At 64.1% G+C, this 1,372-nt stretch carries 2 protein-coding genes; both read left to right on the top strand.

From position 1 onward, the window contains the following. Positions 1 to 78 precede the first annotated feature (78 nt). The gene (locus EB084_25575) at positions 79 to 948 is read left to right on the top strand and encodes a hypothetical protein (GenBank protein ID NDD31635.1); all 870 of its coding nucleotides are present in this window, start codon (positions 79 to 81) and stop codon (positions 946 to 948) included. A 65-nt stretch (positions 949 to 1,013) separates the two neighbouring features. Then, a complete protein-coding gene (locus tag EB084_25580; protein NDD31636.1) occupies positions 1,014 to 1,226 on the top strand; it encodes a DNA-binding protein in 213 nt (70 codons plus the stop codon). The last annotated feature ends 146 nt before the right edge of the window (positions 1,227 to 1,372 follow it).

Below are 1,372 nucleotides of genomic sequence, written 5' to 3' on the forward strand. Positions count from 1 at the left end.
CAAGCGAAAGAAGCCTTCCCCCGGATAGGGGCTCATCACGAAACCTGGCGAAGGAAGCGAACAAAGGGGGGAGCCCCCGTGACCGACCTGACGACCTCCTGGGGAGACTACGCCGAGCCTGGCAGAGAGACTGCGCGCCTGCGGGCGACCTTTCTGCGCGCCCTCTTCGAACACGCCCGCGAGGAGCTTGACGCAGTGGTCGCCGCCCTGCATGCGACCCTGTGGGCAGGCTCCCTCGAAGGAGCCGAGCGGGAGCTCCTGAGCTGTGGGGAGTGGGCAATGCTTGAGGGCCTGCGCGCGACCTGTGAGACGCACATTCCACCTGGTCTGCGGGCAGAGTGGTTTTTTCGTCATGCCCTCTGGGTCGCTTCGCGTTGCGAGCGAGAGGACGTGCGGAGAACTGTTGGGCCCCTGTTTTGGCTTGTACCGATGGAGGACGAGGCTTTACTAAACGACGATGCCCAAGACCAGCTCTTCAATGACTATGAAGGAGCCACTGAGCCTTCCCCCCTGAGCTTGACGTGGCCATTGTCTGAAGAAGAGACCAGAGTGCGCCTGCCTGTGCGCGGTCGCTGGAACCCGTTCCGGACAAAGAGAGAGAAAGTGGAGGCTGTGCTTCGTCAACGGTTCGACCTTCTGATGTGCGCTGAGCTTGACCGCATCGAACGCGCTGCCGTTCGAGTGGGCAAACGTATCGACAAGGCTCGAATGCGTGAGAGCGAACGCGACGCGGAATGGTTGGTGCTGGCCCAAGTGCGCCTGTGGTCTCCCGCGAAGATAGCTCGAACTGTACATCAGGGGGAAGCGACCGTGCGTCAGGCTATCGCACGAATAAGGAGAGCGCTTGAGCTGCCCGCCGTGGAAGCGACCGTTCACGCCGCGCCTCCGGGCCGACCGCGGAAAACCCCCGTGGATTTGCCCACAGGCCCGCAAGAAACTGTTTCCTGAGCGCATACTGACGTACCCTCGAGACATCGGCAGACGCCGAGAGTATCCGAGGAGGTATCGTCACCATGCCCAAGCTGCTCAACGTCGACGACATCGCAGAGCGTATCAACCTGAGCCCCCGCACCGTCGCCAAGCTCCTGACCCGCCGGGTAATGCCCGTCGTCAAGCTGGGGCGCCGCATCCTGGTGCGCGAAGAGGACCTGGTCGCCTACGTCGACGCGCACCTGCTCGAGCCTGCGGGAGCTCGCGCCGAGCGCCGCAAAGGGAGCGTCGCCTGAACATGGGTGCCGCTGACCTGACACCCAACCTCCTGCGCGGAATACGGGACATCGCCCTGGGCGCGCCGCCTGAGCATGTCCTGTCCACCGTCGCCCTGCCCTCCGACGACCAGACCCGCCTGCGCCGAGCTGCTGCTGCCCCTGCG

It is taken from the genome of Pseudomonadota bacterium (assembly GCA_010028905.1).
GTDB lineage: Bacteria > Vulcanimicrobiota > Xenobia > RGZZ01 > RGZZ01 > RGZZ01.

Excerpts from the sequence above, each read along its gene's own strand:
- EB084_25580 (NDD31636.1), top strand. The coding sequence starts at position 1,014 with ATGCCCAAGCTGCTCAACGTCGACGACATCGCAGAGCGTATCAACCTG.